Source organism: Aminobacter sp. DSM 101952 (assembly GCF_001424795.1).
Lineage (GTDB): Bacteria > Pseudomonadota > Alphaproteobacteria > Rhizobiales > Rhizobiaceae > Aminobacter > Aminobacter aganoensis.
Map to the genome: position 1 here is coordinate 97633 of NZ_LMCL01000012.1, position 23579 is coordinate 121211.

Below are 23579 nucleotides of genomic sequence, written 5' to 3' on the forward strand. Positions count from 1 at the left end.
CGCATGGCAGCGGAAAAGCTTCGCACCTACCGGCAGAAGCGCGATTTCACCCGGACGCGGGAACCGCCCGGCGCATCGGCCGGCCACGACAGCAACCGCTTCGTCGTCCACAAGCACCACGCAACCGCCGATCACTACGACCTGCGCCTCGAACTGGGTGGGGTGCTGAAAAGCTGGGCCGTGCCGCGCGGCCCTTCGCTCAACCCGGCCGACAAGCGGCTTGCCGTCCAGACCGAGGACCACCCCGTCGAATACATCGACTTCGAGGGCCTGATCCCCGAGGGCGAATATGGCGGCGGACCGATGATCGTCTGGGACACCGGCGTCTGGGCGCCGATGGAGGATGCCGAAAAGGCCCTGGCCAAGGGCGCCTTCAAGTTCCGCCTGTCGGGCGAAAAGCTGAACGGCGGCTGGATGCTGGCGCGGCTGAAGCCGAAGCCCGACGAGGACAAGCACAACTGGCTGCTGTTCAAGGAGCATGACCCCGCAGCCGACGACAGGCTCGACATTCTCCAGGCACGCCCCGAAAGCGTGAAGACCGGCCGGCTCATCGAGGAACTGGCCGCGCCGCCGAAAAAGCCGCCGTCGAAACCCGCCGACCTCAAGCCCGGCAAGCTTGCCGGAGCCGCGCGAGGCGCAATGCCGGCCCGGATCGAGCCCCAGCTCGCCACCGCGCTGCCCAAGCCGTCCAAGGAAGAGGGCTGGCTGCACGAGATCAAGTTCGACGGCTACCGCACCATGGCCCATGTGACGGATGGCGCAGCCACATTCATCACCCGCAGCGGCCTCGACTGGACCAAGCGTTATGCTGGCCTCGCCAGGGCCTTCGCCCCGCTTCCATGCAGCGAAGCCGTCATCGACGGCGAGATCGTGGTGCTCGACGACAAGGGCGTCAGCAGCTTCGCGGCACTTCAGGACGCGCTGGCCAGCGGCCACGGCGAGCGGCTGGTGTTCTATGCCTTCGACCTGCTGTTCCTCAATGGCTGGGACCTGGCCGGGGTCGCGCTCGCCAGGCGCAAGGGCCTGCTCGAACAGCTGCTTGCCGGCCATGTCGACGGCCGCTCGGCGCTCCAGTACAGCGACCACGTCGCAGGCGACGGCAAGGCGCTCTATGACAAGGCGAGCGAGATGGGCCTGGAGGGCATCGTCTCGAAGCGCGCATCGGCAATCTACAGTTCGGGACGCAGCCACAGCTGGACCAAGACCAAGGCGCTCAAGACCGGCGACTTCGTCATCGCCGGCTACACCACCTCGCAGGCAGCGGAAGGGCTCGCATCCCTTGCGCTCGGCGAATGGGTCGACGGCGAGCTGCAATATCGCGGCAAGGTCGGAACCGGCTTCGACTCTGAGACGTTGCACTCGTTGCTGCACCGGCTGGAAGGCCTGCGCGAAGGCGCCGACAAGCTCGATGGTGCGCCGAAGGAGATCATCCCCGTGCGTCCGGTATTGAACGCCCACATCCACTATGCCAACCGCACCACCGACAACGCGTTGCGGCACGCCGTGTTCAAGGGCCTGCGCGAGGCCGAGCTGACCGCGAGTGCGTCCGCGCCACGCAAGCGGCTGATCTCGGACGCCGACCTCGCCGGAATCTCGATCACCAATCCGACCCGCCGCGTGCTCGGCAAGGCTGGGCCGACCAAGCTCGACGTCGCGGTCTATTACGCTGCGGTCGGCGATTTCATGCTGCCCCACATCATCGGGCGGCCGGTGTCGCTGTTTCGCTGCCCGAGCAGCCGGCCGCAGGATTGCTTCTTCCAGCGCCACGCCTTTTCCGGCATGCCGCCGACGATCGCCTCCTTCGAAACCAGGAACTCCGAGGGCGAGACCAAGGGCTACATCTCGGTCGAGGACGCCAAGGGCTATCTCGCACTGGCGCAGTTCGGCGTCGTCGAGTTCCACGCCTGGGGCGCCTTGCGCAAGCATCTCGACAAGCCCGACCGCGTCGTCTTCGACCTCGACCCCGGCGAAGGCATCGGCTGGCGCGAGGTCGTGGAGGCGGCCGTCCATGTCCGCGGCGAGCTGGAAAAGCTCGGCCTCGTTCCCTTCGTCAAGACATCCGGAGGGCGCGGCATCCATGTCGTGGTGCCGACGACCGGCAAGCTCGGCTGGAAGCCGTTCCATCAGGCGAGCGGCGAAATCTCGGCGCGGATCGCCGCCACCGCGCCAGAGACTTTCACCACAGTCATGGGCAAGGACAACCGCAAGAAACGCATTTTCATCGACTTCCACCGCAATGCCCGCAGTGCAACGGCCGCCGCTCCCTATTCTCTTCGCGCGCGCACCGGCATGCCTGCTTCGACACCTCTTGGCTGGAGCGATCTTGAGTCCATCGACGCTCCCGAAGATTTGAACTATTCTTCGCTTCCCGGCCTCGTGGCCAGGTCAGGCGATCCCTGGGCGGACATTGGCGATCACGCCCGCGACCTGACGACTGCAATCAGTGCCAAACGTTAGTCTGTTTATGGTTTCGCGTAGGAGACAAGCATGGCCCCCAGGGCAAGTTGGAAGGGATATCTGAAGCTCAGCCTCGTCAGTTGCCCGGTGCGACTTTACCCGGCGACAAGTTCGAGCGACCGCATCAGCTTCAATCAGTTGCACAAGGACACCCACAACCGGATCAACATGAAGCCGGTCGATCCGGAGCTCGGCCTCGTCGACCGCGCCGACCTGGTCAAGGGCTACGAATACGAGGACAAGAAATACGTCATCATCGACGAAGCCGACCTCGACAGCGTCAGGATCGAATCAAACCACACGATGAACATCGAGGCCTTCGTCGACGAGAATTCCGTCGACGTCATCTACCAGGACGCGCCCTATTATCTCGCCCCCGACGGGGCGATGGCCGAGGAAACCTTCGCCGTGCTGCGCGAGGCGCTGCACAAGTCCGGCAAGCTGGCGATTGCCCGGCTGGTGCTGTCGAGCCGCGAGCGCGTGGTCACCATCGGCGCGCGCGACAAGGGCATGTTCGTCTGCACGCTGCGCAATCCCAACGAGGTCCGCGGCACGGCCGAGTATTTCGGCAACATCACGGCGGGCAAGCCCGACCCGGAGATGCTCGAACTCGCCGAGGCCCTGATCAAGCAGAAGCTGACGACCTTCGATCCGAAGAACTACGAGGACCGCTACGAGATCGCCTTGATGAACATGATCAAGGAGAAGCTGAAGGGTCACAAGCCGATCATCGCCGCCGCGCCCGAGCGCGGCAACGTCATCAACCTGATGGACGCGCTGAAAGCCAGCCTCGGCCAGGCCAAGCCGCCGGCCAGGAGCAAGACCAAGGCCGAACCGGCCGAGAAGCCGGCGGCCAAGCTGACGGCCGTCGCCGGCGGCAAGCAGGCCAAGGGCAAGAAGTGAACGAAGGCCGTATCTACGGACTGATCGGTGCGCTTGCAGCCTTCCCCCGTCGCCTCGCCGTCCGCGAGGTGGCGCGGCAGGGCGGCGAGCTGCAGCATGGCGTGACCCGGCGCACGACGCACGTCGTCTTCGGGCGCACTTTGCTGCACAAATCCGACGAAGCAAGGCTCGCCGCCCGGTACGATTCTGCCACCGCTTCCGGTCGCCCCGTGCTCAGCGAAAACGGCTTTCTGCGCGCGCTCGGCCTGCTCGACCGGGTCGAGGGCGCCGGCATGACACGGCAATCCCTGCTCGACCAGGCGAAGCTGGCGCCGCGCGACCTCGACCTCCTATCGCTCTTCGATGCCTTCGAGAGCGATGCCGAACCCTACGCCTTTCGCGACCTCATCCTTGCCAGGAAATATGCCTCGCTGCTTGCCGGCGGCTCGACCTGGAGCGCCATCGCGAGATCGGTTCGCCGTTCCGGCGCGGTGGCGCAGTTGAGCGCGCTGTCGCTCCATGCCAGCGGCAAGGACACGATCTATGCCCACCTCGGCGCCGACCTGGCCGAACTGGACGGGCAACGCCTGCTGCCGCTCGGCCCTGCCGGCGACGCCGAACTGGAGGAACTGTTCGCGCTGGCCGAGGACGCTGAAGAAGATGGGCGCTTCGGCGAGGCCGCCGCCCTCTATGCACGCTGCCTTGCCGCCGACCCCGGCGACAGTGTCGCCGCCTTCAACCGCGCCAACTGCCTGCGCTCGGCCGGCCTGGGAAGCGAGGCGATCCAAGGCTACATGCGGGCGATCAAGCTCGATCCCCAATTCGTCGAGGCCTGGTTCAACCTTGCCGGCCTGTTCGCCAGCGAAGGCAAGGCGCATACCGCGCGCCGTCACCTCGAAAAGGCCATCGCGCTCGATCCCGCCTATGCCGACGCCATGTTCAACCTCGCCAACCTCGCCTACGAGGCCGGCGACCTCGCCGAGGCGCGGCGCTGGTGGGAAGCCTATCTCAGGCTCGACCAGACCTCGGAATGGGCAAAGACCGCAGCCAAGGGCATCCAGTATGCCGACCTGCGGCTGAAGGAACGGACGGCAAGCTAGATGGCGGTGCATTTCCTCTTCGACGGTCCGGAGGACGCAGCCGTCACCATCCTGCTCGCCCACGGCGCCGGCGCGCCGATGGATTCGGCCTCGATGACGGCAACGGCCGCGGCCCTTGCCGCGACAGGCCTGCGTGTCGCCCGCTTCGAATTCGGCTACATGGCGGCGCGTCGGACCGGCAGCCGCAAGCCGCCGCCGCGCGCGGAAACGCTCAATCCGGAATTCAGGACCGCCATCGACGAACTCGGCGCCAGGGCAAAGCTGGTCATCGGCGGCAAGTCGATGGGCGGGCGCGTCGCCAGCATGATCGCCGACGAGATGCGCGATGCCGGCAGGATCGCCGGTCTGCTGTGCCTCGGCTATCCGTTCCACCCGCCGGCCAAGCCGACGCAGTTGCGTACAGCGCATCTCGCCGGCCTCCGGACGCCGGCACTGATCGTCCAGGGCACGCGCGACGAATTCGGCACCCGCGACGAGGTGGCAAGCTATGGGCTGTCCGACGCCATCGAAATCCTCTGGCTCGAGGATGGCGACCACGACCTCAAGCCGCGCAAGAGCATCTCGGGCTTCTCGGCCGCCGATCACCTGAAGACGACAGCCGAAGCCGTCGCGGCCTGGACGGCCCGGCCAGAGGCCTGAGGTCCATGGCGGCGCGATGAAGATCGCCACCTTCAACGTCAACAACGTCAACCGCCGGCTCGACAACCTGCTGGCATGGCTGGACGAAGCCAGGCCCGACGTCGTCTGCCTTCAGGAACTGAAGGCGGCCGACAGCCAGTTTCCGCGCGCGGCCATCGAAGCGGCCGGTTATGGCGCCGTCTGGCGTGGCCAGCCGACCTGGAACGGCGTTGCCATCCTTGCCCGCGCTGCCGAACCTGTCGTCACCCGCTGGGAACTGCCGGGCGATCCCGGCGACACGCAGAGCCGCTACATCGAGGCCGCCGTCGCCGGCGTGCTCATAGCCTCGCTCTACGCCCCCAACGGCAATCCGCAGCCCGGGCCCAAATACGACTACAAGCTTGCCTGGCACGAGCGGCTCAACGCGCATGCGGGGACCTTGCTGGCCGCCGGCGTGCCGGTCGTGCTCGCCGGCGACTACAACGTCGCCCCCGGCCCACTCGACGTCTACGCCTCCAGATCCTACGACGACAACGCGCTCGTCCAGCCCGCAAGCCGCGCCGCCTTCCAGCACCTGCTCGACCAGGGCTGGACCGACGCCGTGCGAAAGGCCTTTCCGGACGAAGCGGTCTACACCTTCTGGGATTACCGCCGGAACCGGTGGCAACGCAACGCCGGCCTCAGGCTCGACCACCTGTTGCTCAGCAAGCCGATGGCAAGACGCCTTCGTTCGGTCGGCATCGACCGCGATGTCCGCGGCCGCGACGAGGCCAGCGACCACGCGCCGGTGTGGATGGAAGTGAAGTAGTATTTTGCCTGGGGCGCTGAACGCCTGGAAAGCCGCCCCTGCCCGCAGGTCTGCATCCGCCCCGATGCCGCGCATCGAGCTGCCGATGCAACCGTCTTTTCACAGACGCGTTTTTGCCGACAGGTATCGGGTGAACCTGAAAGGAACCCTGCCATGAACGACCGTATCGACGAAACCCCTCGATTTGGCAGCTGCTATTGTCGCGCCGTTTCGTTCCGCGTCATCGGCCAGCCCCTGCGGGTGGGAATTTGCCATTGCGCGGACTGCCGCAAGACCAGCGGTTCGGCGTTTTCCGCCTATGCGGTCTGGCCCGTTTCAGCCTACGAACAAACCGGCCAGGTAGGCACATATGGCAACCGGAGCTTCTGCGTCACCTGCGGCAGCCGCGTGACCTGGGTCCACGACGGCGAGGCCGAGGTCATGATCGGCAGCCTCGACGTCGTGCCCACCGACCTGGCACCGGAGTACGAGCTCTGGGTTGGCCGTCGGGAGAACTGGCTGCACCCGCTGCCGCAGGCACGGCAGTTCGACCACGATCGCGACACCGCAACCGAGCCGACGCCGCTCGAACCCGGACAGCCGGACCGGCCGCGCAACGTCGAGATCCCGCCAGCCTGAGGCTGGCGCGACGCAACCTCGAATGCGCGCTGTTCGGCACCGCCGCCAGCCCGATTATTTGGGCTCGGCGCGGCAATTTTCAGCGTCCATTGAGATCAGCTGAAACATGCACTCCTGACAGGTGCCGTCGCGAATCGGCAGCCGAGGCTGCGCGTCGGACCAATGCTGACAGTGCTTGGAGAGGTTGGTACGCCCAAGGGGAATCGAACCCCTGTTCCCGCCGTGAGAGGGCGGTGTCCTGACCGCTAGACGATGGGCGCAGCCGAGATCGGCGATATAGGCTGGCGTTTTCGAAAAAGCAACAGCCCCCGTCGGGATATTATTGCGGCGACCTGCCGCTCAACGCCGATGTTCGATCAGATCCCACAGATTGCCGTGCAGATCGGCAAACACCGCGACCGTGCCATAGGCCTCGTGGCGCGGCGCCTCGCGAAACGCCACGCCCTTCTTCAGCATCAGCGCGTGGTCGCGGGCAAAATCGTCGGTCTCGAGAAACAGGAACACCCGCCCGCCGGTCTGGTTGCCGATGGCGGCGGCTTGCGCCTCCCCGTCGGCCCTGGCGAGCAGCAGCCTTGCCCCTTGCCCGCCGCCCGGTTCGACCGTCACCCAGCGCTTGCCACCGCCGAGATCGACATCGTCGACAAGCACGAAGCCGAGCTTGTCGACATACCAGGCGATCGCCGCATCATAGTCCGCGACCACCACCGAAACCGTGGCGACGCGGCGGCCCGAGGCGGGAAATCCGCTCACTGCGCCTTGACCGCGAACTGGCCGATCAGCCGCCGCTCGGCGATGTCGTAGAGAAAGATGGTCCGGCTGCCGTCGGCAAGCTCGGCATCGATCGAGATGCGGTTGCCCGACAGGGCCTGCGACATGACCTTGGCGCCCGCCGGCAGCATGATCTCGCCGCTGATCTGGGAACCCGCAGGCACCTTGATGTCGCCGCCCGCCACCGAGGCAGGCGGTGTCGCCGTCCGCGATTTGTAGACAACGCCGCCAATGACGGCCATAAGGGCGATGAACAACAGCCCCAAATTGATGATGAAAAAGCGGATGAGTTTCCTGCGGACGCGCTCAACCGACGGGTCGAGCGGCTTGTCTTCTTCGTCTATGTCGGGCCGAGACATGTCAAAACTTCCGGAACAATTGTGATGAGCGCATCAGATAGCGAAGCGGCAGGCACTTTGATAGTGCTCGAAGCCGGTGCCGATGCCGCAGGCCTTCGGCTCGACCAGTGGCTGGCCGCCCGCCTCGCGCCCGACCTGTCGCGCAGCCGCGTCCAGGCGCTGATCAAGCAGGGCGCCGTCAGCGTCGGCGGCAAGGTCGTCGACGAGGCCAAGCGCAAGCTCACGCCAGGCGACCAGGTCGCCATCGACATGCCCGAGCCCGAGCCGGCCGAACCGGAGGGCGAAGAGATCGCCCTCGACATCCTCTTCGAGGACGACGAGCTGATCGTCATCAACAAGCCCGCCGGCCTCGTCGTTCACCCCGGTGCCGGCAACTGGACGGGCACGCTGGTCAACGCGCTGATCCACCATTGCGGCGACAGCCTGTCGGGCATCGGCGGCGTCAAGCGGCCGGGCATCGTCCACCGCCTCGACAAGGAAACATCCGGCGTCATGGTCGTCGCCAAGACCGACCGCGCCCACAAGTCGCTGTCGGAAGCGTTCGCCGACCACGGCCGGACCGGCGATCTCGAGCGCGCCTACGATGCGCTGGTCTGGGGCATCCCGCAGCGGCTGACCGGTACGGTCGATGCGCCGCTCGGCCGCCACGCCGACCGCGTCCGCCGCGCCGTCGTGCCCGAGCACCGCGACGACGCCCGCCACGCCATCACCCATTTCACCGTGCTGGAGCGGTTCGGCGCCGAGCAGGGCGAGTTCGCCGCCGCCAGCCTGGTCGAGTGCCGGCTCGAAACCGGCCGCACCCACCAGATCCGCGTCCACATGGCCCATATCGGCCACCCCGTCGTCGGCGATCCCGACTACGGCCAGGCCTTCCGCACCAAGTCCAACCGCCTGCCCGAGCCGTTGAAATCGGCGGTCAAGGCGTTTCCGCGCCAGGCCCTGCACGCCAGGCTCCTTGCATTTCGCCACCCGGCTACCCATTTGATCATGCGGTTCGAGGCGCCTTTGCCTCGCGACATGGGGGAGTTGGTCGAAGGCTTTCGGAATCTCTGAACCTCCGATCAGAAAACCTGACTCGCATTGTTCACTTTGGCGTGACACACTGTTTCGCATTGAACAAATCGTGTCTTTTCCGGTTTTGTTCCTGTATAAGACCCATGGCGCGACAGTGCATTCGGCAGCCGCGCCACATGCTCGCCTGGATCAGGGAGCATTTCTCGTGCAGAGGGAGGGCGCTTTATGGCCCAGTCACTACCCAGTATCGTCTCCGGTGAAGGCGGCCTCAGCCGCTACCTGGAAGAAATCCGACGCTTTCCGATGCTCCAGCCGCAGGAAGAGTACATGCTCGCCAAGCGGTACAATGAGCATGAGGACACCGGCGCAGCCCACAAGCTGGTCACCAGCCATTTGCGTCTCGTGGCCAAGATCGCCATGGGCTATCGCGGCTATGGCCTGCCCATCGGCGAAGTCATCTCGGAAGGCAATGTCGGCCTGATGCAGGCCGTCAAGAAGTTCGAGCCGGAGCGCGGCTTCCGGCTGGCCACCTACGCCATGTGGTGGATCAAGGCCTCGATCCAGGAGTACATCCTGCGCTCGTGGTCTCTGGTCAAGATGGGCACCACCGCCAACCAGAAGCGCCTGTTCTTCAACCTGCGCAAGGTCAAGGGCAAGATCCAGGCGCTTGACGACGGCGACCTGAAGCCCGAGCACATCACCGAAATCGCCACGCGCCTCAATGTCTCCGAGGCCGAGGTGGTGTCGATGAACCGGCGGCTGTCGGGCGATGCCTCGCTCAACGCGCCGATCCGCGCCAGCGAAGGCGAGTCGGGTGAATGGCAGGACTGGCTGGTCGACGACCATGACAGCCAGGAAACCATGCTCATCGAGCAGGACGAACTCGACAACCGCCGCGGCATGCTCGCCAGTGCCATGTCGGTGCTCAACGACCGCGAGAAGCGCATCTTCGAGGCACGCCGCCTCGCCGACGAGCCGCTGACGCTGGAAGAGCTCTCGTCCGAGTTCGACATCTCCCGCGAGCGCGTCCGCCAGATCGAGGTTCGTGCCTTCGAAAAGGTCCAGGACGCGGTCAAGGCCGCCGCCAAGAAGCAGGCCCAGGCGCTCCGCACCATCGACGCCTGAGCTTTTGGCTCGCAGGTTGCGCGTCTGAACGCGCCTGCAAGCGAGAATGCGACCTGAACCATCCCTGCAGCGCCGTGTGTCACCCCGTGACGCACGGCGTTTGTGTTTCCGGACCCGTGCCGATTTGGGGGTCGGTAACCGCATCTCAATGCTTGGCGCATAGCGTCAATCAATGTTCTGGAATGACCTTCGAAAAGCGCTCGTGGCGGCGGTGCTGAGCCTCGTGATGCTTGCATCTCTGGGCGCTGCCCCCCTTGACGCAGCTGAAGCCAGGGACATTCGCAACTCCTGCTGGGCATCAAGCAGTTTGTCGGAGGATTTGGGCTCCGTGATCCATTCGCCCGGGCGCTGGGCCTGCGGAGAGCGGATCTATTCGCTCGAAGGCGAGCGGGCGCTGCTGCGTTTCGAAATCGGTCCGCGCGATGCCCTTCCCCAGTATCTCTTCACAAGGCGAAGCGCGCTCGCGGCAGTGCATCTGCTGGCGATCGACCGAGACGGCGCAATGCGCCAGACCTCCTTGTCGGCCGATGAGCTGCGCAGCGCTCTGCGCGGCGGCTATTTCAAGGCTCCCCTGCCGGCCGTAACCCGCGACACGCTGCAGGTCGTTGTCGCGATCGATTTGCCGAGCCACCAGATGACGCTGGAAAGAGCCTATCTGTCACCCTCTGACATTGCCCTGGGCCCAGACCTGATGCGGTCGCTCCTTTTCCTGGCGATCCTTGCGGGAATGCTCTCCATGCCGCTCATTTTCAACGCGGCCTTCTACCGGATCCTGCGCGAGCCGTTCTTGCTTTGGCATTCCATGCTCACGATTTCCCTGTTGCTGACCATCCTGGTCTCTTCGGGTCTCGCAGTCGTTCTCTTCGATCCACCGGCAATGACGTTGAGCTGGATGACGACTGTGATCTTCGGCCTTACGGTCGCTTCCGGGGCTATGTTTACGCACAGCTTCATCGAACCCGGCCGCATGCATCCGCTCCTGAGGCGGGCGCTGTTCTGGTGCGCCGTATGGGCGATGTTTCTAGGCACGTCACACGCGGCATTTCCGTTCGCCGGGCGCCAATTTCAGTCGACGGTGTACACGGCGGCTTTTGCACCGGTGCTCATCATCTTCATGGTGTCGGTCGCCGACGCGCTGCTGCGCGGAAGTCGGGCCGCCAGGTTCCAGGCGATCGGCTACATACCGGTGCTCATGACTGGATTGGTGCGCCTGGTCACGGGTGTGGTTCCCGGGTTGCAGAGCAACGATGCCATGTTGCTGTTCTATGTGGGCTGTGCTTGCGAGGTTCTGTTCACCACGCTCGGCGTTGCGGACCGCTTCATGACGATCAAGCGCCAGCGCGACAGCGCACGTTTCGAAGCCGACATGCTGGAGCGCCTGTCCGAACGCGACGCACTGACGGGACTGCTCAACCGGCGGGCAATCGAGCAGAATTTCGAAAGGTTCCGCTCCGAAGGCTACCGCACGCTGGCCGTTCTCGACCTGGACCACTTCAAGGCGATCAATGACGTTCACGGCCACGTGGTCGGCGACGCCGTGCTGAAGGCCGTGGCCGAAGCCCTCCAGGCAGACCCGCAAGTTCACGCATTCCGCCTCGGCGGAGAGGAATTCGTGCTGCTTGTTCGGGGAGAGGATGCCCAGGTTCGAGCGGAACGTCGGCGGCAGGCGATCCCCGCCGTCGTCGCCAATGCCGTTCCAGGCCTTGGGCGGCCCGTAACCGCCAGCATGGGCATCACTGATGATGCGCCGCCAAATGCCGAGTTCGCTGCGCTCTACGAACAAGCCGACAAGCTACTTTACAACGCCAAACTTGCTGGCCGCAATCGAACCCAAATCGCCTCGGCGCAAGGATCGGAAATGACGCGGATTCCGTCTCTGATCTTGTTGCCCAGCGAGCCTGCGCCACATGGGGAACATGGCAGCAAAGACGCGCACGTCCATCGCAGCACGCATAGACAGACTGAAAGTGCGGCAGCTTCACGGCGTTGACCAGCCACTTTGGCCCGGACTGGGCAACACCCGCCATGAGCGACGGCTGTCCGCGCGCGAGATCGAGTTCCCAGCCTATGCCTTTCGTGTCAGGCCCAGCGCCAGCTGTTCCATGCGCTCGGCCAGCGAGCCCAGCGCGCCGGTCAGCGCCGCGTCGTTCTTGTCGGCCTTGGTCAGCGCGTCGTCGCGCGTCTTGCGCAGCGTCTGGACTTCGGTTTCCATGCCCTTGACGCGTTTCTGCAGCTCGGAAAGCTCGTCCATCACCATGATGCCAGCCATCACGGTCAGCCTCTGATCGCCGATTTCGCCGAACGAATCCTTGAGATGCAGGACATAGCGGTCGAAGCGGTTGGCGAGATCGATCAGATGCTCTTCCTGCCCTTCGTCGCAGGCCATGCGGTATTGTTTGCCGTCGATGGTAACTGTGACTTGCGCCATCTCCATCCTACCTGTCCAGAACGGCGCGGATCGTCTCCATGGCGGTCACGAGCCGCCGCGAGACTTCCTTGTTGGCTTCTTCCAGCCTTTCGGCGCGGGCTTCGGAATTGTCGAGCTCCTGCGCAAGGCGGGCACGATCGGCATTCATGCGCTGGACCTCGGCTTCAGCCTCGCCGTAGTCCTGCTCGTGCTCGAGTCGAGCTGCGACCGCACTTTCGAGCGTCTCGATCGCCCTGCCAAGCCGGCCAATGACTTCCCTGAGTGTAGTATCCCCGGTCATGGCTCCCGTAGACCCTCGCCCATCACCGAATCGCGCACGTTTCAGAACGCGTTATGGGTGAAACATTAGGCACCGGTTGAAGGAGGCGTCAACAAAGCTGTTTGGCCTTTCCCCCAATAACCGCACGAGCGCGAATATCGGAAAGGCGCGCAGGCGTGACTTGGCGCCGCAATGAGGGTGCGAAAACGCACCGATTTATTGACTCAAGCCCTATGCCTGCTATGTGTCGCCCACTTTTCCGGGGCTCCCGTCGCCCCACTTTCCAAGGGTTATGGGAGGGACGATGTCCTCGCGCGAAAAACACGACCGGATGGCCAACGCGATCCGCTTTCTGTCCATCGATGCCGTAGAGAAGGCCAACTCCGGCCACCCCGGCCTGCCGATGGGTGCCGCGGACGTCGCAACCGTGCTCTACACCCGCTTCCTCAAGCATGACCCGGCCAATCCGCATTGGCACGACCGCGACCGCTTCGTGCTGTCGGCCGGCCATGGCTCGATGCTGCTCTACTCGCTGCTCTATCTCTCGGGCTACGAGGACATTACGCTCGACGAGATCAAGAATTTCCGCCAGCTCGGCTCCAAGACCGCCGGCCATCCCGAATACGGCCACGCCGCCGGCATCGAGACCACCACCGGCCCGCTCGGCCAGGGCCTCGCCAACGCCGTCGGCATGGCGCTTGCCGAACGCATCATGAATGCCCAGTTCGGCGACAAGCTGGTCGACCACTACACCTACGTGCTCGCCGGCGACGGCTGCCTCATGGAAGGCATCTCGCAGGAAGCGCTGTCCTTTGCCGGTCACCTCAAGCTCAACAAGCTGATCGTCTTCTGGGACCACAACAACATCTCGATCGACGGCCCGATTTCGCTCGCCGACTCGACCGACCAGCTGGCCCGCTTCGCCGCCTCCGGCTGGAACACGATCGCCATCGACGGCCATGACCCTGAGGCCATCGCCGGCGCCATCGAGGCCGCCAAGCGCTCGGACCGCCCGACGCTGATCGCTGCCAAGACTACCATCGGCTTCGGCTCGCCGGCCAAGGCCGGCACCAACAAGGTCCATGGCTCGCCGCTCGGCGCCGCCGAAATCGAGGCGACCCGCAAGGCGCTCGGCTGGGAATACCCGGCCTTCGAGATTCCCTCGGAAATCCTCGACGCCTGGCGCCTCGCCGGCCTCAACTCGGCCAAGAAGCGCAACGACTGGGAAAAGCGTCTCGCCGAGGCCGAAACCGAAGTGCGCGCCGAATTCGAGCGCCGCATGCGCGGCGACCTGCCCGCCAATTTCGACGCCACCATTGCCGAGTACAAGAAGAAGCTTGCCGCCGAAAAGCCGAAGGTCGCCACCCGCAAGTCGTCGGAAATGGCGCTCGAGGTCATCAACGGCGTCGTGCCCGAGACCATTGGCGGCTCGGCCGACCTGACCGGCTCCAACAACACCAAGACCAGCCAGACCAAGCCGATCTCGGCCGAGGACTACGGCCAGCGCTTCGTCCACTACGGCATCCGCGAGCACGGCATGGCGGCTGCCATGAACGGCATGGCGCTGCATGGCGGCGTCATCCCCTACTCCGGCACCTTCCTGTGCTTCTCCGACTACGCCCGCCCGGCAATGCGCCTGGCGTCGCTGATGGGCATCCGCGTCGGCTTCGTCATGACCCACGATTCGATCGGTCTCGGCGAAGACGGCCCGACGCACCAACCGGTCGAGCACTTCGCCGCCCTGCGCGCCATTCCCAACCACATCGTCTTCCGCCCGGCTGACGCGACCGAGGCCGCCGAATGCTGGCAGCTGACGCTCGAAAACCGCACCACCCCGTCGACGCTGGCGCTCACCCGCCAGAACCTGCCGGCCGTGCGCACCGAATTCGTCGAGGAAAACCTCTGCGGCTACGGCGCCTACGAACTGGCCACCGCCGAGGGCGATGCCGAAGTCACCATCTTCGCCACCGGTTCCGAAGTCGAGATCGCGCTCGGTGCCCGCAAGCTGCTGCAGGAAGCCGGCCACCCGACCCGCGTCGTTTCGGTGCCCGCCTTCGAGTTGTTCGAAAAGCAGAGCCCCGAATACCGCAAGGCGATGATCGGCAACGCCAAGGTCAAGATCGCCATCGAGGCTGGCATCCGCATGGGCTGGGACAGCTTCATCGGCACCGACGGCATCTTCATCGGCATGCACGGCTTCGGCGCCAGCGCTCCGATCGAAGACCTCTACAAGCATTTCGGCATCACCGCCGAGGCCGCCGCCCAGGCTGCCAAGGCTCGGCTTCAGGCTTAAGACGTTCCCCCAGGAGGATCAGACATGACCGTAAGAGTTGCCATCAATGGTTTCGGCCGCATCGGCCGCAACATCGTGCGTGCGATCTATGAATCGGGCCGCAAGGACATCGACGTCGTTGCCGTCAACGACCTCGGCCCGGTCGAGACCAACGCCCACCTGCTGCGCTACGACAGCGTGCATGGCCGCTTCCCGCACGAAGTGAAGGTCGAAGGCGACAGCATCAACATCGGCAGCGACAAGTTCAAGGTCACCGCGATCAAGGACCCGTCGCAGCTGCCGTGGAAGGAACTCGGCGTCGACATCGCGCTCGAATGCACCGGCATCTTCACCTCCAAGGACAAGGCCTCGGCGCATCTGGCCGCCGGCGCCAAGCGCGTCATCGTCTCGGCGCCTGCCGACGGTGCCGACCTGACCGTGGTCTACGGCGTCAACCACGACCAGATCACCAGGGACCACATCGTCATCTCGAATGCGTCCTGCACCACAAACTGCCTGGCCCCCGTCGCCATGGTCCTCAACAATGCCTTCGGCATCGAAAAGGGCTTCATGACCACGATCCACGCCTACACCGGCGACCAGCCGACGCTCGACACCATGCACAAGGACCTCTACCGCGCCCGCGCCGCGGCGATGTCGATGATCCCGACCTCGACCGGTGCAGCCAAGGCCGTCGGCCTCGTCCTGCCGGAACTCAAGGGCAAGCTCGACGGCGTTTCGATCCGCGTGCCGACCCCCAACGTCTCGTGCATCGACTTCAAGTTCGTGGCCAGGAAGAACGTCACCGTCGAAGAGGTCAACGCAGTGCTCGTCGCTGCCGCCAACGGCCCGCTCAAGGGCGTGCTCGCCTTCACCAACGAGCCGCTGGTGTCGATCGACATGAACCACAACCCGGCCTCGTCGACCTTCGCGCTCGACCAGACCAAGGTCATCGAGGGCAACCTCGTCCGCGTCATGTCCTGGTACGACAACGAGTGGGGCTTCTCCAACCGCATGGCCGACACCGCCGTCACCATGGGCAAGACCATCGCCTGACCAGGCGGCAGATCGCGATCTTCGGATCCGCTTGACGACGCCCGGCTTCGGCCGGGCGTTTTCGTTTTTGCTGCAGCGCAGAAAAATCATTGGCTCAGCCGGCAAAAATCCATTCTGGCTTGCACACGGCCTTTTCTTCGCCGCACTCTCAACCGACGCAGCTAGCAAGCGCTTCGCGGACGGGTCGGGATGGAACAGGCGGTATATCTGGTCACGCTGGTCGGCACCGCGTTGGTGGTGGCCGCGGCATTTTCGAGCCTGATCGCCTTCCGCTTCGGCGCCCCGCTGCTGCTGCTTTTCCTGGGCATCGGCCTCGGCTCCGGCGTCGACGGCCTCGGCATCGTCTTCGACAACGCCCACATCGCCTATTTCGTCGGCGCCATAGCGCTGGCCGTCATCCTGTTCGATTCCGGCTTCGGCACGCCGGTGGGCGTCCTGCGCCAGGCCGGCCTGCCGGCGCTCACGCTTGCCACCGTCGGCGTCGGCATCACGACGGTGATCTTCGGCATCGCCGCCTATTACCTCACCGGCTTCACCTGGCTCGAATCCTTCCTGCTCGGGGCGGCCGTCGCCTCCACCGACGCGGCCGCCGTGTTCTTCCTCTTGCGCGCCGGCAATATCAACCTGCGCGAGCGCGTCCGCTCGACGCTCGAAATCGAATCCGGCACCAACGACCCGATCGCCATCTTCCTGACCATCACCCTGGTCGAGATCATCGCGCTCGGCGCCAAGCCCGATGCCGATCTGCTGCTCGTCGATCTCGTCGTCGGCTTCATCGTCCAGATGATCCTGGGCGCCGCGATCGGCCTGCTCGGCGGCTTCCTGATCGTCAAGCTGGTCGAGCGGCTCAACCTCGACCGCGGCCTGCTGCCGATCTTCGTGCTCACCTTGTCGCTGCTGGTCTTCGCCGCCGCCGGCGCCGTCGGCGGCTCGGGCTTCCTCGCCGTCTATCTCGCCGGCCTCGTCGCCGGCAATTCCGACATCCGCGCCGTCTCCACCCTGAAGCGTTTCCAGGACGGCATGTCCTGGCTCGCCCAGATCATCATGTTCCTGGTGCTCGGCCTGTTCGCAACGCCGTCGCAGTTCCCGGCGATCCTGGTCTCCGCGCTGGTGCTCGGCCTGTTCCTGATGTTCGTCGCCCGCCCGGTGGCGGTCTGGCTCTGCCTCATCCCGTTCAACATCCCGCGCCAGGAGACCGCCTTCATCTCATGGGTCGGCCTGCGCGGCGCGGTCTCCATCCTGCTCGCCATCACCCCGCTGCTCGGCGGGCTGGAGAATGGCCGCGCCATCTTCAACATCGCCTTCATCATCGTGCTGACCTCGCTGGTCATCCAGGGCTGGACGGTCGGCCCGCTCGCCCGCCGCCTCGGCCTCATCGTGCCGCAGCGCTACGGCCCGCTCGACAAGGTCGAGCTCGAACTGCCCGGCTCCGCCCACCACGAGCTTCTCGCCTATCGCGTTGTGCCCGGCTCGCCCGTCGCCAGGGGCCAGCGCATCCCGCGCTGGGCCCGGCCATCGCTGGTCGTGCGCGACGGTCGCTCGATGCGCTTCCAGGACATGGGCCGCCTGCAGGCCGGCGACAACGTCTACATCTTCGTGCCCGACCGCTACCCGCGCCTGCTCGACCGGCTGTTCGCCAGCCGCGCCGAGGTCGATGCCGAGGACGAGGATTTCTTCGGCGCCTTCACCGTCGACCAGACCCATCTCGCCGGCGAGCTCGAGGCGGTCTACGGCGCCGCCATCCGCGAAGAGGAGCGCAAGCTCACCATCGCCGAGTTGATCACGCAGCGGCTGCGCGGCCATGTCGAATATGCCGACCGCGTCTCGCTCGGCCTGATCGACCTGATCGTCCGCGACGTCGACGAAAAGGGCCGCATCGTCTCGGTCGGCCTGTCGATCGAACCGGCCCCGCCGCCGCCCCCGGTTCCGGTCTTCCTCAGCGCCGGCGAAATCGGCGACCGCGTCCGGCGTTTCTTTGCCGGACGTCCGAAGAAGCCGGCGGCAAGGCAGGACGCCGCAACGACTTCTGAAGGCCTGTCCGAGGACGCCTGAGCCGAGAATCCCCCTCCCCCTTGTGGGGAGGGGCTAGGGGTGGGGGTACCCCCCGCCAAGCGGACGGACATCGCCTCTCCAACCGAACTCACCCCGTGCGGCTACTTCAGGACGACCACCGCCTCGACCTCGAACTGCATGGCGTCGACGGCAAGCTTGGGCACCGGAACCAGGGTCTGCGCCGGCAACGCCGTGCCGAACATGTCCGTCACGCTCTCCGTCAGCACGCCGAGCTTGGACATGTCGTGGTCGACCACGAAGACCGTCAGCTTGGCGACCTGGTCGGGCCTGGCGCCGATCCCTTCGAGCGCGGCGCCCAGGTTGGCATAGGCCTGCTTGACCTGGACGGCGAAGTCCGGCGACAGGCCTCCCTTGCTGTCCTGGCCGCCCTGCCCGGAGATGTAGGCCACCCGCGCTCCGGCAGGGATGATCACCGCAGTGCTGTAGCCGTTCGGCGACGGGTCGTAGAGGGTCTTCGGGTTGACGATGGCGAGCTTGAGATCGTCCTCGTTCGCCGTCGTCGCGGTGGGAACTGCCATGATGATGAGCCCTCCGATGAGCAGATGCCTGATTGTCCGTGACATGGATTTTCTCTCGAGCTCCCGGACGGCGGGCAACCTGCCCTCGCGGCCGGCCTGGTTGAACTTCACCTCTGGCGCTCCCGTCTCGTACGATATACGATTCATCTCATCGTACAGCATACGAGTCAATCGGCCAGGATCGACATTACTGACATCCCCGGCCAGGATCGACGCACGCAACAGCGAGGAAGATGGATGGCAGCCAAGCGCAGCGGTGCCCTGAAAAAGCGGTCTCCCCGCCCCGCGCAGGAACCGCGCAACGAACCGCCCCTCTCCCTGGAACGCATCGTCGCGGCCGCGGTCTACCTGCTTGACGCCGAGGGAGCCGCCGGATTGACGATGCGTCGCCTGGCCGACCGTCTCGGCGCGGGCACGATGAGCCTGTACTGGCACGTCGACAACAAGGGCGATGTCCTCGATCTGGCGCTCGACGCCGTGCTCGAATACCCCGGACCGCCGCAGCCGGTCGTGCCGGGAGACTGGCGCGCGGAAGTCGTTCATCTGCTCGAGCACTGGCGCGCCGGCATGCTGCGCCATCCCTGGTCGGCATCGCTGCTGCCGGGCCGGGCGCTCGGCCCGAACATCCTCAATCGCCTGGAGTTGCTGGGCGGGATCCTGTCGCGGGCCGGAGTGGCGGATGCGGAACTGAACGCCGCGATATGGTCGCTCTGGAACCATGTCATGGGCGCCACCGTCACCCGGGCGAGCTTCGACTTCTCCGAAGACGACAGGGCCGCCGCACAGCAGCGCCTTGCACGTCTCGGCGAACGCTACCCGACGATCGAGCGCTCCCGCCTGCTGCTGGACGACGATTGGGATGGCACCTTCAGGAAAGGCCTCGACCTCCTGCTCGATGGCCTCGCCACGAGACGGTGATGGCTTACGCCAGGGGCCGACGTCACTTCAACCGTTATGGACGACCGAGAGCTTGTTCCCGGCCGGATCGCGGACATAGGCGGAATACCAGTCCGGCCCGTAGTGGGGTCGCGCGTCCGGCTTCCCTTCATCTGTCCCGCCATGGCGCATGGCCGCCGCGTAGAAGGCATCCACTTCGGCGGCGGACTTGACCATGAAGCCGACCATCGCTCCATTGCCGGCGCTGGCTGGCTCTCCATTGAACGGCTTGCAGACCCAGAGCACGAATCCGTCCCCCTTGCCGCCCTCCGAATAGGCGTGCCATCCCGGAAACTCGGTGTGCTTGCTCCAGCCGATCGTGGCCAAAGTCGCGTCATAGAAGGCGGTCGACTTGGCGTCGTCGACCGCACCAACAGTGGCATAAGCACTCATCGAGATCGTTCTCCAGCTTTGTGGCGAACCGTATCAGCGAATATAGAACATATCAAGAACAAACAAAGTCGATCAGTGTTCGGACCCAGCAAGCGAAGCACATGGCCAGAAGACGGCGCCGCGCAATTCTCAACCGGTAACCACGGTCCCGAGCCGCGCCACCCGTCCGCCCCGCGTACCGCGCAATTCGAGAATGTGAGGCCCGCCTTCGAGCAGGCCGAGCTCGTCGTCGCGGATGATCGACTTCAACCGGGCGTCGACCTTGCTGCGCAGCCAGGGAAACTCGATCGTCGCGTCGATCTCGTCCGGGCGCGACAGCGGCAGGAAGACCACTAGCCCTAGGGTAGCGAGTGCCCTTTCGATCCTGCCGAGCAGCCTGCCGCTCGGCGTCCACTCGAACACCTCCTGCGCGCCCACCACCTCCAGATAGGCGATGAAGTCGAGCGGGCAGCGGTCGTAGACGATATCGGGCGACGACGCCGAAGCCAGGATCATCGTGCAACTCTGTTCCAGTTGCTCCTCGAGATCGGCCGACGTGGCGGCGTCCGCGAACGGCGTGCCCTGCTGTGCCAGCGCCCAATAGGGCTCCTGCTCGTGCTCATAGCCGGGATGTGCGGCGATGAAGTCGTCGATGAGGGTCGTCTTGCCGCTGCCGTGCGTGCCGGTGACCGCGATGCGCATGCTTCCCCCACGTTTCCTCGGCGATAACCGCTCGCGGCGGCAACCGGAAGAGCCAACGCATCAAAATTTCGCCCCCCGCCCCGCGCAAACCTTGCATCCGCGCTGACGCTGGGTATGGTCCGCGCGATCTCCAAAAGGGAAAGGGAAACCCCATGGCCGCCTTCAAGACCCTCGACACCATCGGCAACGTCGCCGGCAAGCGGGTTCTCGTCCGCGTCGACCTCAACGTCCCCATGGCCGACGGCAAGGTTTCCGACGCCACCCGCATCGAGCGGGTCGCTCCCACCATCACCGAGCTTTCCGGCAAGGGCGCCAGGGTCATCCTGCTCGCCCATTTCGGCCGCCCCAAGGACGGCCCCGACCCGGCCCTGTCGCTGGCGCCCATCGCCACCGCCACCGCTGAAGTCATCGGCCGCCCGGTCGGTTTCGCCGCCGACTGCATCGGCGACAAGGCAGCTAGCGCCGTTGGCGTCATGAAGGACGGCGACGTCCTGCTGCTTGAGAACACCCGCTTCTACAAGGCCGAGGAGAAGAACGATCCGGCCTTCGTCGAAAAACTCGCCGCCAATGGCGACATCTTCGTCAACGACGCCTTCTCCGCCGCCCACCGGGCGCACGCCTCGACCGAAGGCCTCGCCCACAAGCTGCCGGCCTATGCCGGCCGCACCATGCAGGCCGAGCTCGAGGCGCTGGAAAAGGGCCTCGGCAACCCGGTCAAGCCGGTCGTCGCCATCGTCGGCGGCGCCAAGGTCTCGACCAAGATCGACCTGCTGATGAACCTCGTGAAGAAGGTCGACGCGCTGGTCATCGGCGGCGGCATGGCCAACACCTTCCTGGCCGCCCGCGGCACCGATGTCGGCAAGTCGCTCGCCGAGCACGACCTCGCCACCACCGCCAAGCAGATCATGATCGAGGCGGCCCAGTCGGGCTGCGCCATCATCCTGCCGTCGGACGGCGTCATCGCGCGCGAGTTCAAGGCCGGTGCGGCCAACGAGACCGTCGCCATCGACGCCATTCCGGCCGATGCCATGATCCTGGATGTCGGCGCAAAGACAGTCGCGTCGATCAACGACTGGATCGACCGCGCCGCGACCCTGGTCTGGAACGGCCCGCTCGGCGCCTTCGAGATCGAGCCCTTCGACAAGGCGACCGTCTCGGCCGCCCGGCATGCCGCGGCGCGCACCAAGGCCGGCAAGCTCGTTTCGGTCGCCGGCGGCGGCGATACGGTCGCAGCCCTCAATCATGCCGGCGTCGCCGACGACTTCACCTATGTCTCGACCGCCGGCGGCGCCTTCCTCGAATGGATGGAAGGCAAGGACCTGCCCGGCGTCGACGTGCTCAAGGCCTGAGGCTGCAACCAGCCTTGCCGCCAAACGCCGGGGCAGGTCGAGCTTCAGGTCAGGCCGAGCCGAAAATGGTGAGGGGCGAGAACCGGAGCGGAGCGTACATTCAGGTACGTGAGCACCGGAAGCGCAGACCCTCGCCATTTGCAGGCCGGCCTCACCTGAAGCTAAACCGATTGAAATAATTTCAATCGGTTATAGGCTGGCCCCCGGCATTCCGTTCCCGGGACGCTTCTGCTATGCGCCCGGGGCATCTGTTCAGGAGGTATTTGTATGAGCGAACGTCTCGAAGACATCGCCGTCGCCATGGTGGCGGGTGGCAAGGGCATTCTGGCTGCGGACGAAAGCTCCGGCACCATCAAGAAGCGTTTCGACGTCATCGGCGTCGAGTCGACGGCCGACAGCCGCCGCGACTATCGCGAAATGATGTTCCGCACCAAGGAAGCGATGACCAGGTACATTTCGGGCGTCATCCTCTACGACGAGACCATTCGCCAGAACGCTGCCGACGGCACCCCGCTGGTCGAGCTGATCAAGGCCGCCGGCGCCATTCCCGGTATCAAGGTCGACGCCGGCGCCAAGGCGATCGTGAATTTCCCCGGCGACACCATCACCGAAGGCCTCGACGGCCTGCGCGAGCGCATGGCCGAGTACTACAAGCTTGGCGCCCGCTTCGCCAAATGGCGCGCCGTCATCGACATCGACACCGCCAGGAACGTGCCCTCGGCCTACTCGCTCTCGGCCAACACCCAGGCCCTCGCCCGCTACGCGGCGCTGTGCCAGGAAGCCGGCATCGTGCCGATCGTCGAGCCGGAAGTGCTGATGGACGGCGCCCACGACATCGACACCTGCTACGACGTCACCAAGGCAACGCTGGTCAAGCTCTATGACGAGCTCTACGCCGCCCGCGTCGTGCTCGAAGGCACCATCCTCAAGCCGAACATGGTCATCTCCGGCAAGAAGGCCGCAAGGCAGGCCGGCGCCGAGGAGATCGCCGAAAAGACCATCAAGCTGTTCCGCGAGACGGTTCCGGCAGCGGTCCCGGGCATCGCCTTCCTGTCGGGCGGCCAGTCCGACGAAGACGCCACCGCCAACCTCAACGCCATCAATGCCATCGGCCCGCATCCGTGGAAGCTGACCTTCTCCTACGGCCGCGCGCTGCAGGCAGCCCCGCAGAAGGCATGGTCGGGCAAGGCCGAGAACCTCGGCGCCGGCCAGGCCGCCTTCACCCACCGCGCCCACATGAACCACCTCGCCGCGCTCGGCCAGTGGAAGTCGGGGCTGGAGAAGGCGGCATAAGCGGGCCTTCTGGCACCAAACGAAAAGCCCCGCCTCGCGCGGGGCTTTTTTTATGCCCGGACGGCCCCGCGCCTAGTCCGTCCGCACCATGTCGCCGTCCACCGCGGCGAGCGCGACCCGGTCACGCCAGAAATAATGCAGCGCCGCTGCAAGGGCGGCCGCATATTGCGTCCCCAGGATCGCCTGCGTCGTCGTGAACGGCAGCGAAAACCTGCTCAACGTCGTCATCGTCAGCACGACCGCGAACATCCAGAAAACGGAACGCGGCCGGTAGGCGTTGAAGGTGAGGTCGCAGGCGAGCCGGGCCGCCCAGATGCCGGCGACAGCGCCGAGCACGGAACCGGCAAGCTGGATGACGTTGGGCCTGGAACCGCCGAGCAGCCAGTCGATCGCGAAGGCAAAGGTCTCGGCGGCCAGGGCGAGCACCGCGATGGCAAGGAACGAGGCAAATACGTAGACGACCAGGGCAATCACCATGGCACCTATCGTCTGTGGTCCGAACGAACCCTGTACCGCGCCACCCGTGTCCATCAACGTCCTGCCCGCCGCTTCACGGCCCCGCTTCACGGCCC

The 23579-nt window shown here is 65.4% G+C and carries 23 protein-coding genes and 1 tRNA gene; 15 read left to right on the forward strand and 9 right to left on the reverse strand.

Annotation, left to right across the window (positions count from 1 at the left end):
• Positions 1-3 precede the first annotated feature (3 nt).
• From ligD to ASC75_RS10550, 6 genes are all read left to right on the forward strand, one after another.
• Positions 4-2457, forward strand: coding sequence for a DNA ligase D (gene ligD / locus ASC75_RS10525; protein ID WP_055974238.1), 2454 nt, complete (start codon positions 4-6; stop codon positions 2455-2457).
• A 30-nt stretch (positions 2458-2487) separates the two neighbouring features.
• Entirely contained in the window at positions 2488-3360 is an 873-nt protein-coding gene (locus ASC75_RS10530; RefSeq protein ID WP_055974241.1) for a Ku protein, read from the forward strand.
• Positions 3357-4439: a tetratricopeptide repeat protein gene (locus ASC75_RS10535; RefSeq protein ID WP_055974248.1), complete on the forward strand. Its 1083-nt coding sequence runs from the start codon at positions 3357-3359 to the stop codon at positions 4437-4439. Before ASC75_RS10530 ends, ASC75_RS10535 begins: the two co-directional genes overlap by 4 nt.
• Positions 4440-5078 (forward strand): alpha/beta family hydrolase, encoded by a 639-nt coding sequence (locus ASC75_RS10540; protein WP_055974250.1) that lies wholly within the window; start codon positions 4440-4442, stop codon positions 5076-5078. It begins immediately after the preceding gene.
• A gap of 16 nt (positions 5079-5094) precedes the next feature.
• Positions 5095-5865 carry an exodeoxyribonuclease III gene (locus ASC75_RS10545; RefSeq protein ID WP_055974253.1) on the forward strand — a complete coding sequence of 257 codons (771 nt, stop codon included), beginning with the start codon at positions 5095-5097 and terminating at the stop codon, positions 5863-5865.
• A gap of 153 nt (positions 5866-6018) precedes the next feature.
• On the forward strand, positions 6019-6483 hold the full coding sequence (locus ASC75_RS10550) for a GFA family protein (RefSeq protein ID WP_082496512.1): 465 nt from the start codon (positions 6019-6021) through the stop codon (positions 6481-6483).
• Between the two features lie 185 nt (positions 6484-6668).
• On the opposite strand, the gene ASC75_RS10555 is transcribed toward ASC75_RS10550, so the two are convergent.
• From ASC75_RS10555 to ASC75_RS10565, 3 genes are all read right to left on the reverse strand, one after another.
• Positions 6669-6743: transfer RNA gene (locus tag ASC75_RS10555), tRNA-Glu, on the reverse strand.
• A gap of 79 nt (positions 6744-6822) precedes the next feature.
• Positions 6823-7233, reverse strand: a complete 411-nt coding sequence (locus ASC75_RS10560) for a VOC family protein (protein ID WP_055974256.1) — start codon at positions 7231-7233, stop codon at positions 6823-6825.
• A complete protein-coding gene (locus ASC75_RS10565; protein ID WP_055974259.1) occupies positions 7230-7610 on the reverse strand; it encodes a hypothetical protein in 381 nt (126 codons plus the stop codon). Before ASC75_RS10565 ends, ASC75_RS10560 begins: the two co-directional genes overlap by 4 nt.
• Positions 7611-7634: 24 nt before the next feature.
• Here ASC75_RS10565 and ASC75_RS10570 point away from each other — a divergent pair, with 24 nt between their 5' ends.
• The 3 genes from ASC75_RS10570 to ASC75_RS10580 all read left to right on the forward strand — a co-directional run bounded on the left by ASC75_RS10570 (position 7635) and on the right by ASC75_RS10580 (position 11739).
• A complete protein-coding gene (locus tag ASC75_RS10570) occupies positions 7635-8663 on the forward strand; it encodes an RluA family pseudouridine synthase (protein ID WP_055974262.1) in 1029 nt (342 codons plus the stop codon).
• A gap of 186 nt (positions 8664-8849) precedes the next feature.
• Positions 8850-9749 carry an RNA polymerase sigma factor RpoH gene (gene rpoH, locus ASC75_RS10575; RefSeq protein WP_055974265.1) on the forward strand — a complete coding sequence of 300 codons (900 nt, stop codon included), beginning with the start codon at positions 8850-8852 and terminating at the stop codon, positions 9747-9749.
• Between the two features lie 172 nt (positions 9750-9921).
• Complete coding sequence (locus tag ASC75_RS10580) at positions 9922-11739, forward strand: diguanylate cyclase (protein ID WP_082496513.1); 1818 nt, start codon at positions 9922-9924, stop codon at positions 11737-11739.
• A 75-nt stretch (positions 11740-11814) separates the two neighbouring features.
• Here the strand turns inward: ASC75_RS10580 and ASC75_RS10585 are convergent, their stop codons facing one another.
• On the reverse strand, positions 11815-12177 hold the full coding sequence (locus ASC75_RS10585) for a cell division protein ZapA (protein WP_055975387.1): 363 nt from the start codon (positions 12175-12177) through the stop codon (positions 11815-11817).
• 7 nt (positions 12178-12184) lie between these two features.
• Complete coding sequence (locus tag ASC75_RS10590) at positions 12185-12457, reverse strand: DUF4164 domain-containing protein (RefSeq protein WP_055974268.1); 273 nt, start codon at positions 12455-12457, stop codon at positions 12185-12187.
• Between the two features lie 283 nt (positions 12458-12740).
• Here ASC75_RS10590 and tkt point away from each other — a divergent pair, with 283 nt between their 5' ends.
• The 3 genes from tkt (at position 12741) to ASC75_RS10605 (ending at position 17816) form a co-directional block, all read left to right on the forward strand.
• The gene (tkt, locus tag ASC75_RS10595) at positions 12741-14729 is read left to right on the forward strand and encodes a transketolase (RefSeq protein ID WP_055974271.1); all 1989 of its coding nucleotides are present in this window, start codon (positions 12741-12743) and stop codon (positions 14727-14729) included.
• 24 nt (positions 14730-14753) lie between these two features.
• Positions 14754-15764 (forward strand): type I glyceraldehyde-3-phosphate dehydrogenase, encoded by a 1011-nt coding sequence (gap, locus tag ASC75_RS10600; RefSeq protein ID WP_055974274.1) that lies wholly within the window; start codon positions 14754-14756, stop codon positions 15762-15764.
• A 189-nt stretch (positions 15765-15953) separates the two neighbouring features.
• On the forward strand, positions 15954-17816 hold the full coding sequence (locus ASC75_RS10605; protein WP_055974277.1) for a potassium/proton antiporter: 1863 nt from the start codon (positions 15954-15956) through the stop codon (positions 17814-17816).
• A 101-nt stretch (positions 17817-17917) separates the two neighbouring features.
• Here the strand turns inward: ASC75_RS10605 and ASC75_RS10610 are convergent, their stop codons facing one another.
• Positions 17918-18400, reverse strand: coding sequence for a RidA family protein (locus tag ASC75_RS10610; RefSeq protein WP_055975390.1), 483 nt, complete (start codon positions 18398-18400; stop codon positions 17918-17920).
• Between the two features lie 192 nt (positions 18401-18592).
• On the opposite strand from ASC75_RS10610, the gene ASC75_RS10615 reads away from it, so the two are divergent.
• On the forward strand, positions 18593-19273 hold the full coding sequence (locus tag ASC75_RS10615) for a TetR/AcrR family transcriptional regulator C-terminal domain-containing protein (RefSeq protein ID WP_055974280.1): 681 nt from the start codon (positions 18593-18595) through the stop codon (positions 19271-19273).
• A 27-nt stretch (positions 19274-19300) separates the two neighbouring features.
• Here ASC75_RS10615 and ASC75_RS10620 read toward each other — a convergent pair whose 3' ends face one another.
• Positions 19301-19684, reverse strand: coding sequence for a VOC family protein (locus ASC75_RS10620; protein ID WP_055974285.1), 384 nt, complete (start codon positions 19682-19684; stop codon positions 19301-19303).
• Positions 19685-19813: 129 nt separating this feature from the next.
• A complete protein-coding gene (locus ASC75_RS10625) occupies positions 19814-20365 on the reverse strand; it encodes an AAA family ATPase (protein ID WP_055974288.1) in 552 nt (183 codons plus the stop codon).
• A 152-nt stretch (positions 20366-20517) separates the two neighbouring features.
• Here ASC75_RS10625 and ASC75_RS10630 point away from each other — a divergent pair, with 152 nt between their 5' ends.
• Complete coding sequence (locus ASC75_RS10630) at positions 20518-21714, forward strand: phosphoglycerate kinase (RefSeq protein ID WP_055974291.1); 1197 nt, start codon at positions 20518-20520, stop codon at positions 21712-21714.
• A 267-nt stretch (positions 21715-21981) separates the two neighbouring features.
• The gene (locus tag ASC75_RS10635) at positions 21982-23007 is read left to right on the forward strand and encodes a class I fructose-bisphosphate aldolase (protein ID WP_055974294.1); all 1026 of its coding nucleotides are present in this window, start codon (positions 21982-21984) and stop codon (positions 23005-23007) included.
• Between the two features lie 72 nt (positions 23008-23079).
• On the opposite strand, the gene ASC75_RS10640 is transcribed toward ASC75_RS10635, so the two are convergent.
• The gene (locus ASC75_RS10640) at positions 23080-23574 is read right to left on the reverse strand and encodes a hypothetical protein (RefSeq protein ID WP_156381197.1); all 495 of its coding nucleotides are present in this window, start codon (positions 23572-23574) and stop codon (positions 23080-23082) included.
• Between the last annotated feature and the right edge of the window lie 5 nt (positions 23575-23579).

Excerpts from the sequence above, each read along its gene's own strand:
- ligD (WP_055974238.1), top strand. The coding sequence starts at position 4 with ATGGCAGCGGAAAAGCTTCGCACCTACCGGCAGAAGCGCGATTTCACC.
- ASC75_RS10530 (WP_055974241.1), top strand. The coding sequence starts at position 2,488 with ATGGCCCCCAGGGCAAGTTGGAAGGGATATCTGAAGCTCAGCCTCGTC.
- ASC75_RS10540 (WP_055974250.1), top strand. The coding sequence starts at position 4,440 with ATGGCGGTGCATTTCCTCTTCGACGGTCCGGAGGACGCAGCCGTCACC.
- ASC75_RS10545 (WP_055974253.1), top strand. The coding sequence starts at position 5,095 with ATGAAGATCGCCACCTTCAACGTCAACAACGTCAACCGCCGGCTCGAC.
- ASC75_RS10550 (WP_082496512.1), top strand. The coding sequence starts at position 6,019 with ATGAACGACCGTATCGACGAAACCCCTCGATTTGGCAGCTGCTATTGT.
- ASC75_RS10565 (WP_055974259.1), bottom strand. The coding sequence starts at position 7,610 with ATGTCTCGGCCCGACATAGACGAAGAAGACAAGCCGCTCGACCCGTCG.
- ASC75_RS10570 (WP_055974262.1), top strand. The coding sequence starts at position 7,635 with ATGAGCGCATCAGATAGCGAAGCGGCAGGCACTTTGATAGTGCTCGAA.
- rpoH (WP_055974265.1), top strand. The coding sequence starts at position 8,850 with ATGGCCCAGTCACTACCCAGTATCGTCTCCGGTGAAGGCGGCCTCAGC.
- ASC75_RS10580 (WP_082496513.1), top strand. The coding sequence starts at position 9,922 with ATGTTCTGGAATGACCTTCGAAAAGCGCTCGTGGCGGCGGTGCTGAGC.
- ASC75_RS10585 (WP_055975387.1), bottom strand. The coding sequence starts at position 12,177 with ATGGCGCAAGTCACAGTTACCATCGACGGCAAACAATACCGCATGGCC.
- ASC75_RS10590 (WP_055974268.1), bottom strand. The coding sequence starts at position 12,457 with ATGACCGGGGATACTACACTCAGGGAAGTCATTGGCCGGCTTGGCAGG.
- tkt (WP_055974271.1), top strand. The coding sequence starts at position 12,741 with ATGTCCTCGCGCGAAAAACACGACCGGATGGCCAACGCGATCCGCTTT.
- gap (WP_055974274.1), top strand. The coding sequence starts at position 14,754 with ATGACCGTAAGAGTTGCCATCAATGGTTTCGGCCGCATCGGCCGCAAC.
- ASC75_RS10605 (WP_055974277.1), top strand. The coding sequence starts at position 15,954 with ATGGAACAGGCGGTATATCTGGTCACGCTGGTCGGCACCGCGTTGGTG.
- ASC75_RS10610 (WP_055975390.1), bottom strand. The coding sequence starts at position 18,400 with ATGTCACGGACAATCAGGCATCTGCTCATCGGAGGGCTCATCATCATG.
- ASC75_RS10615 (WP_055974280.1), top strand. The coding sequence starts at position 18,593 with ATGGCAGCCAAGCGCAGCGGTGCCCTGAAAAAGCGGTCTCCCCGCCCC.
- ASC75_RS10620 (WP_055974285.1), bottom strand. The coding sequence starts at position 19,684 with ATGAGTGCTTATGCCACTGTTGGTGCGGTCGACGACGCCAAGTCGACC.
- ASC75_RS10625 (WP_055974288.1), bottom strand. The coding sequence starts at position 20,365 with ATGCGCATCGCGGTCACCGGCACGCACGGCAGCGGCAAGACGACCCTC.
- ASC75_RS10630 (WP_055974291.1), top strand. The coding sequence starts at position 20,518 with ATGGCCGCCTTCAAGACCCTCGACACCATCGGCAACGTCGCCGGCAAG.
- ASC75_RS10635 (WP_055974294.1), top strand. The coding sequence starts at position 21,982 with ATGAGCGAACGTCTCGAAGACATCGCCGTCGCCATGGTGGCGGGTGGC.